We start from the raw sequence: 16,007 nt of genomic DNA on the forward strand, positions 1-16,007 counted from the left end.
CTTGGCCAGCAGGGTCAGCGACAGCAGGCGCGGGTACAGCTCGCCCATCATGCGCTCGTACTGGGCGCGGCTGTAGCGCGGGTGCAGGGCGGAGAGCTTGATGGAGATGCCCGGGCCTTCGTAGATGCCGCGACCGTGGGAAGCCTTGCCGATAGCGTGGATCGCCTGCTCATAGGAGGCGTAGTAGCGCTGGGCGTCTTCCTCGGTCAGCGCGGCTTCACCGAGCATGTCGTAGGAGTAGCGGAAGCCCTTGGCTTCGAAGCTGGTGGCGTTGGCCAGGGCTTCGGCGATGGTTTCACCGGTAACGAACTGCTCACCCATCAGGCGCATCGCCATGTCCACGCCTTTGCGGATCAAGGGTTCGCTGCTCTTGCCGATGATGCGGTTCAGCGAGGAGGACAGGCCGGCTTCGTTGTGCGTGGATACCAGCTTGCCGGTGATCAGCAGACCCCAGGAGGCGGCGTTGACGAACATCGACGGGCTCTGGCCCAGGTGCTGCTGCCAGTTGCCGGTGCTGATCTTGTCGCGGATCAGGGCGTCACGGGTGCCCTTGTCCGGAATGCGCAGCAGGGCTTCGGCCAGGCACATCAGCGCCACGCCTTCTTGGGAAGACAGGGAGAACTCCTGCAGCAGGCCCTGGACGATGCCGGCGCGGCCGCCGGCGCTCTTCTGGTTGCGCAGCTTTTCTGCAATGCCGTAAGCAAGCTTGTAGGCAGCGTCAGCCATCTCGGCGGGCAGGCGGGCCTGCTCCAGCAGCATGGGCACGGCTTCCTGCTCGGGGCGGCGATAGGCGGCGGTGATGGCGGCACGGAGCACGGACAGCGGCCGCGTACTCTTCGTGAGGCTCAGAAAAGGCTGATGAACAGCTTGGCTGGCAGAGAGGACTTGGTACTCGCCATTGCCCAATTGCCTGTCAAGGTAAATAGCCATGGAGGTCTCCATTAAAAAGGTTCAATGGTCTCAGGCACGCGCTTGGCTCGGGACGGCCTTAAGAGATGCTTCGAAATCAAGAACACCCACCGGTTTGAGCCAGTGGGTAAATCGATCCAGTTGTGCGGAGTCAGTAGTTTGAGCTGACTCAGAGCGAGATGGAGTAGCTGAAAATCAGCCGATTCTCATCAGCCCCATCTGCATAGTCCGATCGGTTGGTCGCGTTGCGCCATCGCAGCGAAAGGTTCTTCAGTGGTCCTGACTGGACGACGTAGGTGAGGTCCGTACTGCGTTCCCATTCGCTGCCGGTTTGGCCTGAGGCGCGGAGCGCTGCTGCCTTGACCGTAGTCACTGCAGTCGGGTCTACGTCCTCACCTTTCACATAGCGCAGGCTGAATGTCAGGCCCGGTACGCCGAGCTGGGCAAAGTCATAGTCGTAGCGACCATACCAGGCCCGTTCTTCGGCAAGGGCGAAGGTGCTTACCAGCATTTCGCTGAACAAATAGGTATCCGTACCGCTGACATACGGAAACGGCGAGTCTCCCTTGGCTTCCTGGTAACCGGCACTAATGGTTTGCCCGGCCCAGCTATAACCAAAGTTACTGCTGAGGGTACGATTATCGACTTTACCCGCCAGTTCTTGACCGGCCTCGTTGGCTGCAAAATAGCGGAGCTCTGCGAACGCCTTGCCCGGACCTATCGCTGGACTGAACTTCAACCCAAAGTAGTCACGACGAAATAGATCCTCCAGTTCGCTGAGGTGATAGCTAAGCGTCAGGCTGGGAAGCACCAGATAGTCGACGCCACCGTAGTTGTAATGGTCGCTGGAAACGCGGGTGGAATAGGCGCCGAACTGCGCTGAAGCGGTGAGGTCTTCGGAGTTGGACGAATCGCGCTGCTTTACCGAGTCGATCCTGCCAAGCGTGAAGGTCAGCCTATCCAGATCCTGGGAAACCAATTGTCCGCCGGTGAATACCTGAGGAAGCAAACGACTATTGTTCGATGCCAAGAGCGGGAGTACCGGACTCAAGCCACCTACTCGTAGTTCGCTCTTGCTTAGGCGAACCTTAGCCGTCGGAAGCACTTTGGCGTAGCTATCTTCTGCGCGCTTATCGGCACCCCGGGGGAGTAGACCCGTACCGCTCCGATCTGGGCTGGAGTCCAGCTTCACCCCAAGCATGGCAACTGCGTCCAGGCCAAACCCCACGTCTCCCTCAGTAAAGCCAGACTGCAGATTCAGAATAAAGCCTTGTGCCCACTCTTCACGTTTGGATTGGAGAGTTGTGCTGTCACGGAAGTCGCGGCTAAAGTAGAAATTCCTCAACTCCAAACTTGCTTTGCCATCTTCGAAGAAATTGGCATAAACAGGCGGCGCACTTGCAACTAGGACAAGAGAAGCAGGGACCGCAACAAAGCTGTAGGGGCGTATTTTCATTGTAGGAAGGCTCCTGAGCAAGTTAAAGCCCTTTATCAGGGCAAGCCAACCCCGAGGCGAAAACTTGCGCCTGAAGAGTTGGGCGTTGTCAATTAGATGGCAGCGTATCGTTTGGGGTTGTTTGCAGCCGAGGCTTGCTAAGTATGATTACCCTCCGCTCATACTCATGAAGCGAACGATCTGAACATCGTCACTCACTTGAAAGTCGTGCTTTCTTGGTTTCATTTTCATTGCGCCCAGTATTGCCTGATCAAGTTTCAACACATCTCCCTGGGCGCATTCGAGCACCTTCTTCAGATCAATAGAATCCTCATTACCCAAACACAGCAAAAGCTTCCCTTCAGCGGTAATTCTGACGCGATTGCAAGCAGCACAAAAATTTTCACTATGAGGAGAAATGAACCCAACTCGAATGGAAGGTGCTTCGGCGAGGCGCCAATAGCGTGATGGACCATTGGTGGTTTCTGTCGACTCAATCAGCGTGTAGTGTTCGGCAATGCGCGTCCGCACTTCAGCACTTGAATAGAACGATTCGACACGGCGATGTTCAGTAATCCGCCCAAGAGGCATTTCCTCAATGAAGCTGATATCTACCTTGTGGCGGATAGCGAATGCCACTAGATCGAGGATTTCATCATCGTTGCGGCCTTTCATTACTACACAGTTGAGCTTTATCTGCTGAAATCCGGCCGCTAATGCAGCGTCAAGCCCTGCCAAAACCTGGTTCAAGTCACCTGTTCGCGTCAGCTGGCGAAAGCGGTCTGGTCTCAAACTATCCAAGCTGATGTTAAGACGCTTAAGACCTGTCGCGAACAGGGGAGAAGCCAGTCGGGCAAGCCGAGAGCCATTAGTGGTTATGCAAAGCTCATCCAAACCCGGCAAGCTGGCGACTCGCTCGCATAATCCGAGAATTCCGGGACGGATGAGCGGTTCGCCGCCAGTCAATCGAATCTTTCTCACTCCCAATGCAAGGAATCTCTCGGCCAGGAGGTAAATTTCATCAAGGCCAAGCACGCTGGGACGAGGAAGAAAGTTCATTTTTTCCGCCATGCAATATACGCAGCGGAAGTCGCACCTGTCCGTAACCGAAATTCGCAAATAGTCTACACGCCGGCCAAAGTTATCTAGCAAATTGCGAGTTAACACTCGACGCCTTCCTGTTCAAAACGGATTAGGGCCGGATCAAATTCACCGACGAAGCTTTGATGCTGTTTGTAGCCGGGCGGCCTGTACGGCGCCATCGAAGACACCGCACAAGCAAGCTGAACTACGGCATGACCGGAGGCTGATAAGTTAGGGTAAAGGCGAGTGCCCACAACATGAACAGCACAAGGGGGGTATGGACGACTAACTGAGTAAATGTGAATCCGACGATATCCCGTGCTTTGATACCCAGCACGCCCAAAAGCGGCAGCATCCAGAAGGGATTAATCAGATTGGGCAACGCCTCGGCAGCGTTGTACACCTGAACCGCCCACCCCAGATGTACCTGCAACTCGTTAGCCGCCTGCATGACATAGGGCGCCTCAATGATCCACTTGCCACCACCGGAAGGCACGAAGAAACCTAGCACCGCTGAGTACACGCCCATCACTGCCGGGAAAGCTTCTTGAGTAGCAATCGAGACGAATCCCGATGCCAAGTAGTGGGACAAGGTTACGCCGTCTGTATTAAGCGCTTTGGTTAGGATGAACGCGATACCGCCGTAGAGTGGGAATTGAATCATTACACCGGCGGTCGAGGGTACAGCCCTTGCCACAGCGCGGAGAAAACTCTTCGGGCGCCAGTTGAGGAGCATCCCCAGCATCAGAAACAAGAAGTTGTATGTGTTGAGGTTGGAAATGGCGAACACTGGATCCTTGGTCGTGAACTCAAAGAACAGCCAAACAGTACCCAGGCCAGCGATCAGCAACGTGATCAGCGGGCTGTATTCCAGCCATTCCCCGGGCCGGGTCGGCCGCTCCACTGTTTCGTCGGTATCATTGAGGTTGACGCCCATGTCCTTAGCCGTAAGCGCCCGCGCTTCGGTGGGAGCAGAGAAGTACGCGACCAGAACCGAGACGACAATCAGCACCACGGTCATTGCCATCGACTGCCAAAGGAAGATGGTGTCAGAAAACGGGATCACGCCCGTGATATCCAACAAGGACTTGGGCAGGCTGGCTGGGTTCGCTTGCAGTTGAGCGGCGGAGGAGCTCAGACCCAACGCCCAGGTGGCGCCCATGCCCAAATAGGCGGCGGCACTCGCCGCCCGGTAATCAACGCGAAATCCAGCGCGCCGGGCAATCGCACGCACCAGCAACCCACTCAGAATGAGGCTGATCGCCCAGTTGAATAGCGAGGTCAAAAGGCTCACCAGGGCAACGAACGCCACAGCCCCTCGCGCTGTCTTGGGGACCGCTGCGAGCTTTCGGATCAAGGCTGAGGCCGGCGGTGAAACCGCCACGACATATCCGGATATCGCCACGATTGCCATTTGCATCGTGAAGGGAATAAGACTCCAGTAGCCCTCACCAAAGGAGGTCGCGACTGCTTTGGGAGAGGCGCCGATGCACAAGGCACCGAAGGCAACCACTATTACTGCTATAGCAGCAAAGATATAAGAGTCCGGAAACCAGCGTTCCGACCACTCAGTTACCTTTATCGCAAGCCCCTCAAGTCCAGAGTTAGAACAGTTTTCTGACTTTCTTGTTGTCATGGTTGCACTTTTCATGGCCGTCTCCTGTACTTGTTCGAATAAATGGCAGCTCAAGATTGTTCGGTTTCTAGTGGCCGCGATTACGGTATTCCTCGTAAGCCATTACGGCGGCAGTCAAGTCTTCCAGCGCGGTGCCGACAGCCTTGAATACGGTAATCTCTTTACTGTTATTTCGTCCTCGATGGCCGCCCCGACACAACTCCGTGAGATCAGCACTTATGTCACTCACATTGATAACACCTGATTCGATTGGATGGAGCAAATCACCGGCTTTCATTGGTGCTTCATTTGTGTCAATGAACACAGAAGTTCCGTCGAAGCAGCAGTCATCGGCTTCTCGCATTGTCGGCGTGAATCCACCGATAAGATCGAGGTGAGTACCTGGACGAAGAAACTCACGCCGCACGAGCGGGGCGGTAGAAAGAGTGGCTGCAGTCACAATGTCGGCAACTTTGCAGTTGCTCTCCAAGTCTTGGGCAACCGTTGCATGAAACCCATCGGCTCTTAGTTGCTCAACCAATAGCTCGGCTTGCCCTTGATTTATATCCCAGACCGAAACATGTTCGATTGGACGAACCGTTCGATAAGCGTAAGGCAGTAGGCTCGCGACGCGCCCAGCGCCCAGAACGAGCAAGGAGTAGGAGTCTTGACGGCTCAGATATGACGCCGCCAGAGCGGAGGCCGCAGCGGTCCGCCGCGAAGTAATCTCATTGCCATCAATCAACGCCAGAGGTCTACCTGTGCAGGCGTCATGGAGCATATAGGTGGAGTACAGCCCTGGGAGTTTGATCTTTGTGTTCCCGGGGAAGATCGTCACGGTTTTGATGCCGAGATACGTTCCAGTTTGCCATGCGGGCATCAGCAGCATCGTGCCGGATTCTGTACCCTCTACTTCAATACTGTGATTGTGGCGTAGTGGGACCTCGCATCCTTGACTGAACGCGTTCTTCAATGCAGGACCGAGTTGGTCAAAGGGGAGAAGTGAACGAGTGGTTGGAGCATCGAGTATTAGCATGATTACAACTTCCAAGTGATTGGAACGCCGTCTTTAGGCGTCCAGGACAAGGTCACTGGTGGGAACGGCCTGGCAGGCCAGGCAGTGGGAGGAGTTCTCGGGCTCTTCGCCGTGCAGGTGTCGCGCGGCACCTGAAACAACACGCACCGAACAACTTTCGCATTGGCCCACTCGGCATCCGCTGGGCAGTTGCACCCCCAGCTTTTCGGCGAAACTGAGGAGTGGTCCATCTGCAGATTTCCACGTGTGGGAGATACCCGACTTGTCGAACGACACGCGAAATGCCTGACCGGGTTCCACCGTGGCCGTTGACGGGGAGCGAAATACTTCCTTGATGATGTCGAAGCGAGGAACACCAACACTGATGAGTGCATTGGTAAATGCGTCCATCATTGGAACTGGCCCGCACATATAGAAGAGCGGGCGACGCTTCAGCAGCGCTGCGGGAATACAGTCGACGCTGACGCGGCCAGCCACCTCATAGTCCACGCCCGGCCGATCTTCTTCCCGGGGACGGTCGTAGAAATTAATAACGTCCAAACCCGCAATGCTGTGCTTGAGCTCCTTGATTCGAGCTTTGAATGCATGAGCACCGCCATGCTGATTTGCGTAGAGCAGGAGCGTTTGGGGAGGCGCTGCACTACCTACAAGCGTCTCAAGCAGGTTGATGAACGGTGTGATGCCAATGCCACCTGCGAGCAGGACCAAAGGGCGCGGCGTGGCAATGGGCATGACGAACGTACCCGACGGGGCGCGGAGCGAGACGACGTCGCCCACAGCCAATACCTGGTTGATGTAGGTGGATACGCGGCCGAACACCTGCTCGCCGCTGGAGGTGAGTCCCGTAGCGCGCCGAACCGATATCGAGTAGCCCTTGCGATTGGCCACAAACGCGGAGCCGGTCATTGAGTAGGAGCGCACCACCTCCTCCTCGCCGATCTGCAACTTGATGGTGGCATGCTGACCTGGCAGGAAATCCGGCAGGCCGCCTCCATCGACTGGCTCCATGTATACCGAGGTGACGTCGCAGGCCTCTTTCACCAGTTTGGCGATGCGAAAATCACGAAAGCCATCCCAACGTCGCTGCTGAATGTTGAAGCCTTCGTCCCGCCAAATTTCGCAGCGGAAAGCGCGCAGAGGCGAAGATCCGCTGATCGGGTCGATACTGTCGGTAGAGATCAGGCCATTGAAATTGCTATTGGAATTACCCTCTGCATCAAGTTCGCCTTGTCCGAGCGCATCACATCGCTGCCACCACCCGTATTCTCCGACTACAACCCCTGGATGCAGCCCTTCGGTTACACGTGCGATGAATAGAGCATGCCCAACTACCGTTGTGACTCTGACGGGGTCGCCCTGCTTGATTCCGCGCGCAGCGGCCAACTCCGACGACAACTCCAGCTCTGGTCGCATCGCTTTGCGTCTTACGGAGGCAAGGCTGCGATGCTGGCTATGGCAGAAGTAGCCGTTTTTGACCGACGTCAAGACGAGAGGGAACGAGCGACCGGTCTCCGCGCTGGCCTCGTTTTGGGGTGACTTGAAGAATGGTAAAGGGGCATAGCCATGGCGTAACAGGCGCTCTGAATACAGCTCGACCAGGCCAGTAGGGGTATCGAATGCACTGTGCCTCGGGCGTGCAGCGTATTTCATCTCGACGTCGATAACTGGAACGCTGATCCCTTCCGGGTGGCTTCGCAGCATCTCCACGCTCAGGCCGGCAGGACTGAGCATATGGTTCCACCCAGCCTCCAGGCTGCCGCCAAAGAACAGTTCGCCCATTCCCAGCCTGACAGCAAGATCAAAGACTATTTCGTTGTCCGACCGCGACTCACCACGCGGAGAAACCATGCGCTGACGAAGCTGAACGAGTTGCTCCGCTTCTGCCGAAATTTCGAAACCGATACGTAGCCCTTCCCGCTCCCAAGGCGTGTTAACCGGAAGCAAGATGTCCGCATAACGGGCGCTGGGCGACTCGAATAGATCGCAGTGCACGTAGAAGTCGAGTGCGCAGAGAGCCTCTGTTCCTTGGGCAACGTCCGGCTGGGACAACAGCAAGTTGGTACCAAAGGCCATTAGCGTGCGAATAGCGTACGGCTGCTTGCTGAGAATGGCCTTATAGAGATCACGTGCTGTAATCCAGCCCTGAGACGGTGGCCCCAGCGGTCGGTCGGCTAAACCTAAAGCCTTCTGCCGTTGCACCTCCGAGATGAGGTCAAACGAAGCGACAGGGTTGTACCTTGGCTTTTGGTACACCCGATTGCCACCGTTCTTGTCGAAGCTGCCGGTCAAGGCATAGAGGCACGCCATTGCGCGGTCGGTTTGGGTCGCATTGTCATGCTGGCCTACGCCTGACCATGCGTGAAAGGCCACCCGTTTCGCCGAGCCTAATAGGCGTGCTGCGTTCCGAATATGTGCTTCTGGAATCTGAGTGATGACGGAGGCCTGCTCGACCGTATGGCTCGCGCACTCACTTGCATACAGCTCAAAAGCAGGCCGGCAGATCACTGAAGCTGAAGTGCCCGGCCCTGTGATGGGGACCTGGAATGTTCCGCGCAACGCCACATGATCAAGCGCTCCGCTCGTCAGTGTGTGCGATTGCGCGACCGTTTCCGAAACAATGTCCCAGACCACCAATGCATCTTCATCGAGCAGCCCAATATCACGGCCGCGAAGGAAATGGCCATTGTCGGCGCGAACGAGTAATGGCCCATTCGTCCAGCGGCGCACGAACTCCTGATCAAATGCGTCGGATTCGATCAGTACATTGGCAAGAGTCATCGCCAGTAAAGCGTCCGTACCGGGTGACACCCGTAGCCACTGGTCCGCCTGACTCGCCAATGGTGTTTCTCGCGGATCGACCACGATCAGTTTGGCGCCGGAGCTTCTACCCGCCCCAATTGCCTCTGCTTGGGCGAGCCAGGTATTCGTCGGGTTATGACCCCAAAGCAGGATGAGCTCGGCGCGGCGATAGTCGGCCGTAGGCATCCCGCAGCCGAAGGTGAAGGCGTGGGCGTGATCTTTGTGCCAGTTACAGATCTCAGTGGCGTAACACGTGTTGGGACTGCCAAACGAGCGGATGAAACGCTCAATCCAGTCGACGCTGTCGCTCAACGGAGTCCCGCTGGGCGTGGTGACTGCGAAAGCGACCGATTCGGCGCCCTCCCTGCGCTTAGCTTCCAGGAGACGGTTGGCGACCTCTGAGAGTGCCTCCTCCCAAGAGATTCTCTTCCAACCCGGGTCCTGGTGATCCTTGGGATTGGTCCTGCGCATGGGAAACAAAATGCGATCAGCACTATGGAGCAATTCAGGGGCGGATTTCCCCTTGAGGCACATCGCTTTCCCAGTGGGGTGGGAGGGATTGGGGCGAACCTCCAGGAGGGTGTCATTGGCAACCACATTGATGGTCCCGCAACGGGAGCGGCACAGTGTGCAATAACCTTCTTTCTCGATAACGTTCATGCTTGGTCACTCAGCAGCTTGTCACGGTGCTGTCATGACTCGATGCTAGCCAGCATAATCTCGTATAGATAATTCTTTATTTTTGTACTGCGATATTGGAAAAAACGATGCTTCCAACCCTAAAGCAGCTTCAGTATTTTGTGGCAATCGCGGACACCGGCCAGATATCCAAGGCAGCTCAACGGTGTCACGTGACACAGTCCTCAATGACCGCTTCGCTCAAGGGACTCGAAGAGGTCGTGGGAGCTTCCCTGTTCTCTCGCCACTCGAGCGGGGTGCGTTTGACCGAAGCTGGTGCCAGATTTCTATGGCACGCACAGCTGATCGAAGCGGCTGTGAAGGAAGCTGTTGCTGCCGCTGCTGTTGAGCCGGTGCATCTCACAGGCACAGTGCGCATGGGCGTCACTGAAACAATCACAGCCTATGTCCTGCCATCGCTACTGCCGGCTATCGAGCAGAAGTTCCCGAACCTCAATCTGGAGGTGGTTGAGCATCAGCGGCAAGATGTCGAGCAACTTATTCTGGATGGAAACTTGGATATCGCCCTCCTGTTGGCCTCGAATCTTCCGGAGCGAGGTCATATTGATTGCCAGACGCTGCTGAAATCTTCTAGGCAGCTTTGGGGGCATCCGGAGCATCCGCTCATGCTGGCAGATAGGGTGGAATTAGCTGATGTAGCCCAGCATGACTACATCTTGCTAGATATGGACGAACACATTGCTACCGTCAGGAAATACTGGGATCAGTATGGATTGTCGCCAAGAGTTAGACTCCAGAGCCGTTCGATAGAGGCCGTGCGCAGTTTGGTCGCTGCTGGGCGCGGCATAGCGATCCTATCTGATTTGGTTTACCGTCCGTGGTCGCTGGAAGGACAGCGGATAGTTCGGCGGGTTATAGCTGACAAGATACCCTCAATGGATGTAGGGCTGGTGTGGAGGGCCAAACCGGTACTTCAAAGCAATGTATCAGCACTAAGGGAGTTCCTGTCTGTTGCGATGAAAGAAGTTATGAAGAACTAATTACGGGAGACTTCTTCATGCCCGTAGAGACAAGCTTCTACCGGTGACAAGCAAATTAGGCCATGGCGGCCTGGCTTTAACGAAACTGCCTCCTTGAAAGTCGGGGCGATTCAATATTTAACAATTACTAAGGCTCCAGATAACATGAAAGTCGCTATCCTGTCCGGCTCGGTCTACGGCACCGCCGAAGAAGTTGCCCGTCATGCAGAAAAGCTGCTCAAGGCCGCTGGCCTGGACGCTCGTCACCTGCCGCGGGTGAGCCTGGATGACCTGGTCGCATTCGATCCCGAAGCACTGCTGACCGTAACCGCCACCACGGGCATGGGCGAACTGCCGGACAACCTGCTGCCCCTGTACGCCGAGCTGCGCGACCGCCTGCCCAACTGGCGCGGCCGCTCTGGTGCCATCCTCGCCCTGGGCGATTCCAGCTATGACCTGTTCTGCGGCGGCGGCGAGATGATGCGCGAACTCTATGCCGAACTCGGCCTGCGCGAAGTGGTGGAGATGCAGCGCCTGGACGCCAGCGAAACCGTCACGCCGGAACTGGACGCCGAGCCCTGGCTGAACAGCGTTGCTGCGGCGCTGAAAGCCTGATGCATCCGCGCGCCGCGTACCTGATCCGCGAGCTGCAACTGGCACCGCACCCGGAGGGTGGTTACTACCGCCGGGTGTTCGAATCGACCAGCCGCCTGCCGGGCGGTCGCGCAGCTTCGTCGGGGATTTTCTTCCTCTTGCCGCAGGGTGGCGTGAGCCGCTGGCACCGGGTGGATGCCGACGAGATCTGGCACTTCTACGAAGGCGATCCGTTGGAACTGCTGGTCGCCGAATCGCCCGCAGACGTACGCCGTGAAATCCTAGGCCCGGTGGCTGACGGCAGCCTGCCCCAGCGCGCCGTGCCGGCCCATGCCTGGCAAGCTGCCCGCGCCTTGGGCGCTTACACCCTGGTGGGGTGCAATGTAGCGCCGAGTTTCGAATTCGCTGGCTTCTGTCTGCTGGCCGATGATCGGCAGGCGCAGCAGGACTGGCCGTTGCTGGATCCGCAGTTCCTGTAGAGCTGCCCTTGCAGGTTCGGCATCAGCGCCCACGGTGCAGACGTCAGCCAGTACCAGGAAGTAGGGCAGGCTGGGCTGGAGGCCTCCCTGGCCTGACCCGCAAGGCCATTAAGCTGGCTGCCAAGGCGACTATCGCCGCGGCAGCCCATGGCTAGACTCCTCGCACAGATAACAACAACGAGGTTTCGCCATGACCGCCGCTCAAGTCCTCCCGTCGCTCAATCTCAAGGACAAGGTGTCTGCCGCCGAATGGCAGACCCGTGTCGACCTGGCCGCCTGCTACCGCCTGATCGCCCTGTACGGCTGGGACGACCTGATCTTCACCCACATCTCCGCCAAGGTCCCCGGCACCGAGGACTTCCTGATCAACCCCTATGGGCTGATGTTCCACGAGATCACCGCCTCCAGCCTGGTGAAGATCGACCTGGCCGGCAACAAGTTGATGGATGGCCCCTACGACATCAACCCGGCCGGCTACACCATCCACAGCGCCGTGCATGAGGTGCGTCCGGACGTGGGCTGCGTGCTGCATATCCACACCCCCGCCGGCATTGCCGTGTCGGCGCAGAAACAGGGCTTGCTGCCGCTGTCCCAGCAGTCGCTGTTCGTGCTTTCCAGCCTGGCCTACCACGGCTACGAGGGCGTCGCACTGAACCATGATGAGAAAGCCCGCCTGCAGGCCGACCTCGGTCAGGCCAACTTCATGATCCTGCCCAACCACGGCCTGCTCACCGCCTTCGGTAGCATCGCCGATGCCTTCCTGGGCATGTTCACGATGCAGCGTGCCTGCGAGATCCAGGTGATGGCCCAGTCCGGTGGCGGCGAACTTATCCACATCCCGCAGCAGATTCTCGACGGCGCCAAGGCGATGCTCGCTGGCGTGATGAAAAGCTCCACGGGCATGGGCGGCGCGCTGCCCTGGCCGGCGCTATTGCGCAAACTCGACCAACAGTTCCCCGGTTACGCGCAGTGACCGGCCTGGCCGGCATTCCCCTGGGCGACTGGCGCGCCCAGGCACAGGACATGGACTTCCGTGGCCAGCGCATCCGCTACTGGACGGCGGGGGAGGGCGAACCGCTGCTGTTGATCCACGGCTTCCCCACTGCGTCCTGGGACTGGCACTACCTCTGGGAACCGCTGGCGCGGCGCTTCCGCGTCATCGCTTGTGACCTGCTGGGTTTCGGCTACTCCGCCAAGCCGCGTGGTCATGACTACCGGCTGCTGGAGCAGGCTGACCTGAAGCAGGCGCTGCTGGCGCACGTGGGGGTGGATGGCCCGGTGCATGTGCTGGCCCACGACTATGGCGACAGCGTCGCCCAGGAGCTGCTGGCGCGGCACCACGAAGGGCGTTTCAACCTGGCCAGCTGCGTCTTCCTCAATGGCGGCCTGTTTCCGGAAACCGGCCGGTGCTGGTGCAGAAAATGCTGCTCAGTCCGGTCGGTAGCCTGGTCGGTCGGCTGTTCTCGCGGCGCAAGCTGGCTGCCAGCTTCGCCCAGGTGTTCGGCCCGAACACCCAGCCCAGCGAACGGGAGCTGGATGACTTCTGGCGCTTGATCGCCGAAAGCGATGGGCCGTCCGTGATGCACCGCCTGATCCATTACATCCCTGAGCGTCGCCAGCAGCGCGACCGTTGGGTGGCCGCGATGCAAAAGGGTGGGGTGCCGTTGCGGGTGATCGACGGCGCGGTGGACCCGATTTCAGGGGCTCACATGGTGGCGCGCTATCGCGAGCTGATCCCGAATGCCGACACCGTGCTGCTCGAAGGCATCGGCCACTACCCGCAGACCGAGGCGCCGGATCAGGTGCTGGAGCACTACCTGGCCTTTCATGATCGAGATAGATAGCGGCATTTCCCACAATTTATTAGGACGTGTCCGCCTCCAGTCGCTGGAAGCGTGGCACTAGCATCTCCGGCCTCACCCATTGGCCGGGCAGGCGTTGCCCGGCACCCTCGAGGCCTGACCATGCTGTTCCGCTTTCTGGTGTTTCTCTATCCGATCATTCGTACCCTGGGACCGGCTACTGCGGCCCTGCTGCTCATCGCCGGTCTCAGCCTGATCGGCTATGCCGTGCTGCGCGAGCCCGGCCTGTGGAGCTGGCTGGCCTCGATCGGTTGCCTGATGGCTGCTGCATTGCTCGCGTTGCTCTGTCACAGCTACCACTGGTGGCTATTCAAGCTGCGCCCGCGTGGCAGCCTGTTCCTTCCCATCAAGTAACGCCGCCCTTATCGGGCACCATTCATGGCGGTTCCGATTCTTGTGGGGCCGGGGCAGCTGCCGGAGACTCGGCGGATACCCAGGCCTGCCAAGGAGCCCAGCCCATGAGCGATGCAATCCGCTTCGAAGACAAAGTCGTAATCGTCACCGGTGCCGGCGGTGGCATTGGCCGCGCCCACGCACTGCAATTCGCCCGTCATGGCGCCAGGGTGGTAGTCAACGACCTGGGTGGCAGCACCCACGGCGAAGGTGCCAACGCCTCGGCGGCCGACCGCGTGGTGGCGGAAATCCGCGAAGCCGGCGGTACCGCTGTTGCCAGCCATGATTCGGTAACCGACGGCGACAAGATCGTGCAGACCGCTCTCGACCACTTCGGCCGTATCGACGTGGTGGTGAACAACGCCGGCATCCTGCGCGACAAGACGTTCCACAAGATGGACGACGCCGACTGGGACCTGGTTTACAAGGTCCACGTCGAAGGCGCCTACAAGGTCACCCGCGCCGCCTGGCCGCACATGCGCGAGCAGAACTACGGCCGCGTCATCTTCACCTCGTCCACCTCGGGCATCTACGGCAACTTCGGCCAGTCCAACTACGGCATGGCCAAGCTAGGCCTCTACGGCCTGACCCGTAACCTGGCCATCGAAGGCCGCAAGAACAACATCCTGGTCAACGCCATCGCCCCCACCGGCGGTACCCGCATGACCGAAGGCCTGATCCCGCCGCAGGTGTTCGAGCAACTCAAGCCCGAGCTGGTCAGCCCGCTGGTGGTGTTCCTTGGCAGCGAACAGTGCCAGGACACTTCCGGCCTGTTCGAAGTGGGTGGCGGCTGGATCGGCAAGGTGCGCTGGGAGCGCAGCCTGGGCTTCGGCTTCGACCCCAAGGCGGGCTTCGATGCCGAAGACGTTGCGGCCAACTGGCAGCGCATCTGCGACTTCACCGATGCCGCCCATCCGGCGGACAACGTTGAAGCGCTGCGCGAGATGATGGCCAACCTACAGAAGTACGCCCTCTGATCGCGCCGTTCACCGGGGCAGTTCCGCCAGTGGGCTGATCATTCGTCTCGGGAAGCACTATGTTGAAGGCCGGCCTTGTTGCCGGCCTTTTTCATGGGTCATGCAACGTGGTGAGAGCAAAATCCCGTAGGGGCGAATGAATTCACCCCTACGGGAAAAGCAGTTCTTCATTTCCACCCCCAGGAGCCCCCATGAACGTAAGAGTCGAGAAGAACGGTCCGGTCACCACGTTGATCATCGACCGGCCCGACGTGCGTAACGCCGTCGACCGGCCCACGGCTGACGCACTGGCAGCGGCGCTGCGGGCGTTCGAGGTGGACGAGGAAGCGCGTGTCGCCGTGCTCACCGGGGCTGGCGGCACCTTCTGTGCCGGTGCCGACCTGGGGGCGGTGGCCGAGGACGGTGCGCGGCGCAATCGACTCGATCCCGAGGGCGATGGGCCCATGGGGCCGAGCCGGATGCAACTGCAGAAACCGCTGATCGCCGCCGTCGAAGGCCATGCCGTGGCCGGTGGGCTGGAGCTGGCGCTGTTGGCGGATATGCGGGTGATGGCCGAGGACGCGGTATTCGGCGTGTTCTGCCGCCGCTTTGGTGTGCCGCTGATCGACGGCGGTACTGTGCGTTTGCCGCGCGTCATCGGTCAGGGGCGTGCGCTGGACCTGATTCTCACCGGGCGTCCGGTGAAGGCCCAGGAGGCTTTGGCCATGGGGCTGGCCAATCGGGTGGTGCCGAAGGGCGAAGCCCGTGCGGCGGCCGAGGAACTGGCCCATGCCATTGCTGCATTTCCGCTGCGGTGCATGCTCGCTGATCGTGCCAGCGCCTATGCCCAGTGGGACTTGCCGTTCGAGGAGGCCCTTGCCAATGAATTCGCGGGTGGGATGAAGGTTATCCACAGCGGCGAGACGCTGGCCGGTGCCCGATCCTTCAAAGCGGGGCAGGGGCGGCACGGGCGTTTCGACGATTAATTCCGTAGGTTGCGGCGAGAAGCGTTCCGCTAGCGCGAAGCGAAACCCAACGTTCGGATCCGAAGCGTTGGGTCTGGTTCCTTGAGCTGGTGTGGCCTTCACCGACCTGCGGCAGAACTTCGTTCTGCTTGGTGAATGAATTGGCTATGTCTGCATGACGTGTTGTAGGCAGCTGCATTGCCCGTAGGAGCTGGCTTGCCAG

General features: G+C 58.9%; 12 protein-coding genes and 2 pseudogenes. 8 read left to right on the top strand and 6 right to left on the bottom strand.

Features of this window, described 5'->3' with window-relative positions; genetic code table 11:
* From AAHM40_RS26510 to AAHM40_RS26535, 6 genes and pseudogenes are all read right to left on the bottom strand, one after another.
* Positions 1-828: pseudogene (locus tag AAHM40_RS26510) on the bottom strand (proline dehydrogenase family protein); the annotation flags it as partial.
* A gap of 250 nt (positions 829-1,078) precedes the next feature.
* Positions 1,079-2,365 carry an OprD family porin gene (locus tag AAHM40_RS26515; RefSeq protein ID WP_342247369.1) on the bottom strand — a complete coding sequence of 429 codons (1,287 nt, stop codon included), beginning with the start codon at positions 2,363-2,365 and terminating at the stop codon, positions 1,079-1,081.
* Positions 2,366-2,512: 147 nt separating this feature from the next.
* A complete protein-coding gene (gene moaA, locus AAHM40_RS26520) occupies positions 2,513-3,511 on the bottom strand; it encodes a GTP 3',8-cyclase MoaA (protein ID WP_342247370.1) in 999 nt (332 codons plus the stop codon).
* A 121-nt stretch (positions 3,512-3,632) separates the two neighbouring features.
* Positions 3,633-5,063, bottom strand: a complete 1,431-nt coding sequence (locus AAHM40_RS26525; RefSeq protein ID WP_342247378.1) for a short-chain fatty acid transporter — start codon at positions 5,061-5,063, stop codon at positions 3,633-3,635.
* Between the two features lie 67 nt (positions 5,064-5,130).
* The gene (locus AAHM40_RS26530) at positions 5,131-6,078 is read right to left on the bottom strand and encodes an ornithine cyclodeaminase family protein (protein ID WP_342247371.1); all 948 of its coding nucleotides are present in this window, start codon (positions 6,076-6,078) and stop codon (positions 5,131-5,133) included.
* 33 nt (positions 6,079-6,111) lie between these two features.
* Positions 6,112-9,537 (bottom strand): molybdopterin-dependent oxidoreductase, encoded by a 3,426-nt coding sequence (locus AAHM40_RS26535; RefSeq protein ID WP_342247372.1) that lies wholly within the window; start codon positions 9,535-9,537, stop codon positions 6,112-6,114.
* Positions 9,538-9,644: 107 nt separating this feature from the next.
* Here AAHM40_RS26535 and AAHM40_RS26540 point away from each other — a divergent pair, with 107 nt between their 5' ends.
* The 8 genes and pseudogenes from AAHM40_RS26540 to AAHM40_RS26575 all read left to right on the top strand — a co-directional run bounded on the left by AAHM40_RS26540 (position 9,645) and on the right by AAHM40_RS26575 (position 15,805).
* Positions 9,645-10,556, top strand: a complete 912-nt coding sequence (locus AAHM40_RS26540) for a LysR family transcriptional regulator (protein WP_342247373.1) — start codon at positions 9,645-9,647, stop codon at positions 10,554-10,556.
* 144 nt (positions 10,557-10,700) lie between these two features.
* Positions 10,701-11,150 carry a flavodoxin gene (locus AAHM40_RS26545; protein ID WP_342247374.1) on the top strand — a complete coding sequence of 150 codons (450 nt, stop codon included), beginning with the start codon at positions 10,701-10,703 and terminating at the stop codon, positions 11,148-11,150.
* The gene (locus AAHM40_RS26550; protein ID WP_342247375.1) at positions 11,150-11,608 is read left to right on the top strand and encodes a cupin domain-containing protein; all 459 of its coding nucleotides are present in this window, start codon (positions 11,150-11,152) and stop codon (positions 11,606-11,608) included. Before AAHM40_RS26545 ends, AAHM40_RS26550 begins: the two co-directional genes overlap by 1 nt.
* A gap of 190 nt (positions 11,609-11,798) precedes the next feature.
* Positions 11,799-12,581 (top strand): class II aldolase/adducin family protein, encoded by a 783-nt coding sequence (locus AAHM40_RS26555; RefSeq protein ID WP_342247376.1) that lies wholly within the window; start codon positions 11,799-11,801, stop codon positions 12,579-12,581.
* A gap of 50 nt (positions 12,582-12,631) precedes the next feature.
* Positions 12,632-13,452: pseudogene (locus tag AAHM40_RS26560) on the top strand (alpha/beta fold hydrolase).
* Between the two features lie 120 nt (positions 13,453-13,572).
* Positions 13,573-13,824: a hypothetical protein gene (locus AAHM40_RS26565; RefSeq protein WP_342247377.1), complete on the top strand. Its 252-nt coding sequence runs from the start codon at positions 13,573-13,575 to the stop codon at positions 13,822-13,824.
* 104 nt (positions 13,825-13,928) lie between these two features.
* Positions 13,929-14,840, top strand: a complete 912-nt coding sequence (locus AAHM40_RS26570; protein ID WP_028630454.1) for an SDR family oxidoreductase — start codon at positions 13,929-13,931, stop codon at positions 14,838-14,840.
* A 191-nt stretch (positions 14,841-15,031) separates the two neighbouring features.
* On the top strand, positions 15,032-15,805 hold the full coding sequence (locus AAHM40_RS26575) for a crotonase/enoyl-CoA hydratase family protein (RefSeq protein WP_028630260.1): 774 nt from the start codon (positions 15,032-15,034) through the stop codon (positions 15,803-15,805).
* Positions 15,806-16,007: the final 202 nt, after the last annotated feature.

The organism is Pseudomonas sp. OTU5201 (genome assembly GCF_038440135.1).
In the GTDB taxonomy this organism is placed as follows: domain Bacteria; phylum Pseudomonadota; class Gammaproteobacteria; order Pseudomonadales; family Pseudomonadaceae; genus Metapseudomonas; species Metapseudomonas resinovorans.